This is a genomic window from Bacteroidota bacterium (genome assembly GCA_037133915.1).
In the GTDB taxonomy this organism is placed as follows: Bacteria; Bacteroidota; Bacteroidia; order Bacteroidales; family CAIWKO01; genus JBAXND01.
The window spans coordinates 1-6923 of sequence record JBAXND010000092.1; the positions used below are offsets into that span (position 1 = coordinate 1).

5 protein-coding genes are annotated in these 6923 nt (G+C 39.9%); 2 read left to right on the plus strand and 3 right to left on the minus strand.

The window, feature by feature from the left end; genetic code table 11:
- Both WCM76_16490 and sucC read right to left on the minus strand, forming a co-directional pair.
- A partial coding sequence (locus WCM76_16490; protein MEI6767230.1) for a cohesin domain-containing protein occupies positions 1 to 946 on the minus strand: 946 nt, incomplete at its 3' end.
- Positions 947 to 2010: 1064 nt separating this feature from the next.
- A complete protein-coding gene (gene sucC, locus WCM76_16495; protein ID MEI6767231.1) occupies positions 2011 to 3207 on the minus strand; it encodes an ADP-forming succinate--CoA ligase subunit beta in 1197 nt (398 codons plus the stop codon).
- Positions 3208 to 3410: 203 nt separating this feature from the next.
- On the opposite strand from sucC, the gene WCM76_16500 reads away from it, so the two are divergent.
- Entirely contained in the window at positions 3411 to 5765 is a 2355-nt protein-coding gene (locus tag WCM76_16500; GenBank protein ID MEI6767232.1) for a DUF5916 domain-containing protein, read from the plus strand.
- A gap of 48 nt (positions 5766 to 5813) precedes the next feature.
- Positions 5814 to 6467, plus strand: a complete 654-nt coding sequence (locus WCM76_16505) for an ABC transporter ATP-binding protein (protein MEI6767233.1) — start codon at positions 5814 to 5816, stop codon at positions 6465 to 6467.
- A gap of 35 nt (positions 6468 to 6502) precedes the next feature.
- Here WCM76_16505 and trxA read toward each other — a convergent pair whose 3' ends face one another.
- A complete protein-coding gene (trxA, locus tag WCM76_16510) occupies positions 6503 to 6865 on the minus strand; it encodes a thioredoxin (protein MEI6767234.1) in 363 nt (120 codons plus the stop codon).
- Positions 6866 to 6923 lie beyond the last annotated feature (58 nt).

The following is a 6923-nucleotide window of genomic DNA, read 5'->3' on the forward strand; positions in this document are numbered from 1 at the left end:
CTGTGGTAACACTCGATATCACCGGACTTTGAATTGTAGAATTAAATCCGTCCGGACCAGCCCAGCTCCAGCTTGTAGCATTGGTAGCCGTTCCCGTGAGGGTTAATGAATTCCCTGCACATAACGATGTTGAGGAAACGCCTGCCGTTACCGATACCGGGCTGGTCGTATTGATAATTACCGCTGAGCTTGTCGCTGCAGTAGTGCCACAACCATTAATCGCGCTTAAGGTGTAAACACCCGCCATTGCTGTGGTAACACTCGATATCACCGGACTCTGGATTGTTGATGTGTAAGTATTCGGTCCTGACCAACTCCAACTCATTCCACTCCAAATTGTTCCATTAGTTGCAGCTCCGGATAAATCAAGATTATTACCTACGCATATTAAAGTTGGTGATGCAGCAGCTGAAACAGCTGTCGGAGCAGTGCCGGGACTTATTGTACCGGAGTTCAAAGTTAAAGAGTAAAAATTGACGGTTGTTGAATCTGCAATTTCATTCCATCCCGGATAGAAGTCTAAGGTTGTAGTTCCAATTGCTTTGTACCGAAATCTGAATTTTATCAGTGTGCCTCTATTTATCTTTGGAAAAGGAGTTACTCCACTCCAGGCATACCATACTGAAGGAGGATCAAATAAATCACCACTAAAATAATTAACTGACAAACCGGAAGAAAAGGACGAATTAACATCAACATAATCTATATATTCCAGAATATTGGTATCAACTGTAAATGCTAAAGATATCGCTCCGACATTAGGTTGATTCCATCCACTAAAATCCAGAGGAATTGTTATTATATCACCAGGGCAGGCAGTAGTAGAACCAATAGTCAAGGTACAAGCCGATTGTGAATGGGCACTTAAGTGACACGATAAAATGATAAGGGCGCCAAAAAATATTCTAAATAAAAAAACAGTTATCGTATTTGTTGTCCTTTTCATACAGTTTTTTATTTTTTGAAGGTTACGATTTTGCCAACGGTCTAGGTGTTTTATGAACTTTGTCTGTTATAGAATCGAAAAGAAATAATATTAACAGGAGAACTGATTACCATGTTAGTTTTATTCCTTCCATTTACAAATGAGACCTTCACAGGATTTGTGCAGGCACATGAGTAATCTGCCCCTGAACATAATTTCGCATTTCCATCATGGAAATAGATTCCCATAACAGGAACTACAGGTGAAAACATTGTGAAAAATAATTTTTCCATCTACTTATTTGTTCATTGTTACAAAGATCGCAGCATCAAACTGACAAGAATAATAATAAAGCCGCAAATGTGTTTATACAATTTATTTTGTTTATTTTCAATTTTTTATGCATTCATATATATTTATCTATTCCCATTTTGGGATTTTAGAGACACATAGGATTTTCATTTTTAGTTTATTGTAGCGTGAATGTATCAACAGCTACGGTATAAATGCATTTTTCGATTAAACTGATTCGCTACAGAAACCTAATTTGTAAGAAAAAATAGCTTTTTACTACCCGGTTTTAAATTTTCATTTTTGTGCAAATATATCACATTATAATTCGGATAAAACGCCTCCATTTACATTTTTTTTCGCCAATATAAATTAATTATAATTATCTAATTTTCTGTCTATTAAATAGGATTAATGTTCATCATAAATATTATGGTTTTCAACATTAATAATACTAACTTAAGTGTTAAATGCAGTAATTTTATATGTGTGAAAACACGTCTATTCAAAAATAAAAACGATCAAGTTGTCCTGTCAAATAATTGCCCATTCCCATTTCTTAAAGCAGAAAACATCAAAAAGGTATATCAGCCTAACACTATTCATTCCAAAATCACAACTATTTGTAATTCAATGTTTTTTGCAAATTAATCAGAAATGAATATTCCCGAAAACTAAGCGTCTCGGTTATGAAAACAACAGGAGAAGGACATCTAAATTACAACTAATCAATACGTTGCAACGAATTTCCCAACTAAAAAACAAAATTCCCGTATTTGGAAATGGTGATAGGCTTATGACTCCCGGATAACCTCGGTAACGAGTTTGGCAGCATCTTCCAGCAGTATAGCTGATTTTACTTCCAGTCCCGAGTTGTCCAAAATTACTTTAGCTTCTTTCGCATTTGTACCCTGCAATCTAACAATAATCGGAATCGAAATTTCTCCGATTGATTTGTACGCATCTACAATGCCCGTGGCGACTCTGTCACAGCGAACAATACCGCCAAAGATATTTATCAAAATAGCTTTCACATTAGTATCACTCAAAATAATCCTAAAGGCTTCTTCCACCCTCTTTGCGTTTGCCGAACCGCCAACATCCAGAAAATTTGCAGGAGCCCCGCCTGATAATTTAATAATGTCCATAGTGGCCATAGCAAGCCCTGCTCCATTTACCATACACCCCACATTGCCGTCAAGCTTAATAAAATTTAATCCGAATTTACCGGCTTCAACTTCTGTAGGATCCTCTTCATCGGGATCTCTCATTTCAAATATTCCCGGATGCTTGAACAATGCATTATTGTCAACCACTACCTTTGCATCAGCAGCAATAATAAGGTTATCGGAGGTTTTGATAACCGGGTTAATCTCTATAAGACTGGCATCGCTGCCCAAATAGGCGGCATATAAATTTTCTATAAACGGAATCATATTTTTATAAGCCTGACCTGCAAGTCCAAGATTGAAAGCTATTTTGCGACACTGAAAAGGTTGAACACCCATACCCGGGGCGATTACTTCCTTATAAATTAATTCAGGTGTTTCCTCGGCTACTTTCTCAATATCCATTCCTCCTCGGGGCGAATACATTATTATATTTTTGCCGGATTTACGGTCGAGTAAAATACTGACGTAAAACTCCAGAATTGGATTTTCCCCGCTGTAATATATATTTTGCTCAACAAGAACTTTGCTGACTTTTTTTCCTTCAGGCTTTGTTTGCGGAGTAATAAGCTGCATTCCCAATATCTGCTCGGCACACGTATATACTTCCTGCTCGGAAGATGCAATCTTTACACCACCACCCTTTCCTCTGCCTCCGGCATGGATTTGTGCTTTTACGGCAAACTTTTCCGTGCCGGTGTATGAATATAAATTATGAGCCACCTGTAATGCCTCATTCGGCGATGTGGCAACCAGGCCTTCGGGAACTTTAACTCCGTATTTTTTCAGGACAATCTTTGCCTGATATTCGTGCAGGTTCATATTAAACGTAATTTGTATCCAAACCTACGCATTATTTTGGTAACAGGCAAACAATCCGGTTCATAAAAAATCAAAAACGTGATACGGGCTGTTCCCCGATTATTTCTATTTTCGCATTTACAAAAAACCTGATGAAGCGCATCCTTATATTCTGCCTATTATTTGTCAATTTGGTCATTTCTTTTGCCCAGAACATTAAGGAAATGCAGGCAACGCGCGCTTTGTCACCACCCCATATCGACGGAATAATTGACGATGCCTGCTGGGTCAATGCACAGCCGACGAGCAGTTTCACCCAACACATCCCCGTATATAACGTAAATCCGACACAACAATCGGAGGTCAGAATCGTGTACGATGATAACGCGATATATGTGGCGGCATTGTTGTTCGATACAAGCCCTGACAGTATTCTAAAAGAACTGGGCGGCCGGGATGATGAACTCAACGGAGATTTTTTTGAACTGAGTTTTGACACTTACAATATGCAATCCGACGCTTATACTTTTGGCGTTTATGCATCGGGCGTACAATTCGACAGCCGCGAAGAAGACGATACGTATGACGGTGTCTGGAAAAGCGCCGTGAAAATAACAGATAAGGGATGGATGATTGAGCTGATGATTCCCTTTTCGGCTATTCGGTTTCCTGCAGTAAAGGAACAAGTCTGGGGACTGGAAATAATCCGAAGCATAAGGCGACATCGGGAACACGACTACTGGGCATTGCCCGTGAAAGGTGCGTCGAACGAAATGGTTTATTGGGGAAAGCTGAAGGGTATTACCGGAATAACGGCGCCTTTAAGGCTTTCAGTTACACCATACATTTCTGTTTACGGTGATCACTTCCCATATAATATTCCCGACAAAAGCAATTACTCCTATTCTTTCAGCGGAGGCCTGGATTTAAAATACGGCCTGAACGAAAGTTATACACTAGATATGACGTTGCTGCCAGACTTCAGCCAGGTGCAGTCGGATTATGATGTTAAAAATATCAGCGCATTTGAAACCGTTTATGATGAAAACAGACCTTTTTTTAACGAAGCGGTTGATTTGTTTGAAAAAGGCGACCTGTTCTATTCCCGGCGTATAGGTAAGGAACCCCAAGGATATAACGACATTTACGACTCCTTGTCCGAGGGTTCAAATGTTATAAAGAATCCATCTCAGGCAAAACTGATTAATGCAACAAAATTATCGGGACGCAGCCGCAAAGGCACGGCCATTGGATTTTTAAATGCACTTACCCGTAACACTTATGCTGAAATCGAAGACTCGGCGGGTAATTCATACGCCCTGCTTACGGAACCGCTGACAAATTATAATATTCTTGTTTTTGATCAGGTTTTTAAGAATAATTCCGATGTGTATATTACGAATTCAAGCGTAATCCGCGATAAAAAATATAACGATGCCAATGTAACTGCGGCAGGCATTACACTTCATAACCGATCTATTACATGGCAATTCGGGGCATCGGGAGCACTCAGCCAGATACTGGAGAATGCGGGCACAAAAAGTTTTAATGACCGAACCGGATATCAATACAGTCTGAATTTCGGAAAGGTAAAAGGAAACTTCCATTTCATGCTGACGCGCTCAACCATTAATGATACTTATAACGACAACGATCTTGGGCTTACACTGATGAATAATCAGACGACCAACAATCTTGCGTTAAGCTATTCAATCTATGAACCCTTCTGGAAATGCAGAGATTTCAACGTTTCTATGAATATCAAACATATTGAGAACTTCCGAACAAAGTATCTGGAAGATATTGAAATAAGCATTTCAAATTACGAAACCTTATTGAATTATCTGTCCGTTTGGGATGGTATCGGTGTGAGACCCCTTGATGTAAATGACTTTTATGAAGCACGCGTTCCCGGACGTGTTTATCTGGCACCGGCCTATTATTACGGCACACTCGGCTTCTCATCCGATTATCGTAAAACATTCGCTCTGGATTTTGAAGGTACGTACATCGGCGGTATCAACGATGCATTGAAAATTATCGAAGCAAGCCTCGTTCCCATTGTAAGAGCCAGCGACAAATTCATGTTCAAATATCATATTAACGGTTCATTTACCATGAACGACAAGGGATTCGCTGCAATTGACTCTCTTAATACCATCAATTTCGGTCGACGGAATATCACCACCTTAGAGAACCTTCTCGAAGCCCGATATATTTTTATGAATGATCTTTGGATTGGCATAAATGCCCGACATTACTGGTCGATGGCGCAGTACGATAAGTTTTACGAACTCCTCCCTGACGGGCATCTTGACAATAATACCACGTATTCAGGCTCGCACGATTTCAATTTCAACGCGTTTAACCTTGATCTGCAATTCAGCTGGCAGTTCGCACCGGGGAGCAATCTTAGTTTCGTCTATAAAAACATAATAAACAATGACGAAACCAAAGCGCGGCCGGCCTATTTCAGGAATATCGGGCATACTTTTGAATCTGATCAATTGAACAGTATTTCCTTAAAAGTGCTTTATTATCTCGATTACAGCTATCTGGTAAAGCGAAAAATAAAATAAAAGCGGGCAGCAGAAATTCTGTATTTTTACACAACAATCATCGGGATTATGATAACGATAAGCGGAGTACACAAATCGTACGGCAACCTTAAGGTATTAAAAGGCATAGACCTTGAGATAAACAAAGGCGAAATTGTTTCTGTTGTGGGCGCTTCGGGCGCAGGAAAATCAACCCTGTTGCATATTATAGGCACAATTGACCGTGCAGATACCGGCATTGTAACATTTGACAATGTTAACATTCAAAAATTAAATGAACGTAAAATTGCGGCATTCAGAAATCAAAATATAGGTTTTGTTTTTCAGTTTCATCATCTGCTGCCTGAATTTACAGCACTTGAAAATGTTTTTATACCTGCACTTATCGCAAAAAGAACAAGAAAAGAAGCTGAGAAGAAAGCGTTAGAAGTTCTGGATTTATTATCGCTGAGTGACCGCGTCGGGCATAAGCCGTCAGAACTCTCAGGTGGCGAACAGCAGCGGGTTGCAGTGGCTCGGGCGCTCATCAATAATCCGGCAGTGGTACTTGCCGACGAACCTTCGGGAAACCTGGACTCGGTAAATGCACGCGAACTCCACCAACTGTTTTTTGACCTGCGAACGAAGCTGAATCAAACGTTTATCATTGTAACCCATAACGAAGAACTTGCCGGTATGGCCGACCGGAAACTCACCATGAAAGATGGTCTGATAACAGGATGATAATTTCCCGAACCGCATTGGAAACGCGATTCAGATTACACTTCTTTACCGAGCAAAACCTCTTCAATAGCCTGTTTCATCGAGTCTTTCGGCAACGCACCAACCATCATTTGAGGCTCACCTATTTTAGGAATAAACAATATACTTGGAATACTCCTAATGCCGAAAACGCCCGCTAATTCTTCTTCAGCTTCAGTATCCACTTTATAAATGTCAATTTTTCCGGCATATTCAACAGAAAGCTCTTCCAGAATCGGGGCTACCATTTTACAAGGACCACACCAATCGGCATAGAAATCAATGATTGCAGGAAGTGCGCCACTAAATTTCCATTCTGTTTCAGTTTCGAAATTAAATACTTTTTCTTTGAACGATTCTTTGGTCAGGTGTTCCATTATCTTATGGGCACCTCTATAAACTACTTTTTTGATGCCGCTATTTGACACAAATGTAATA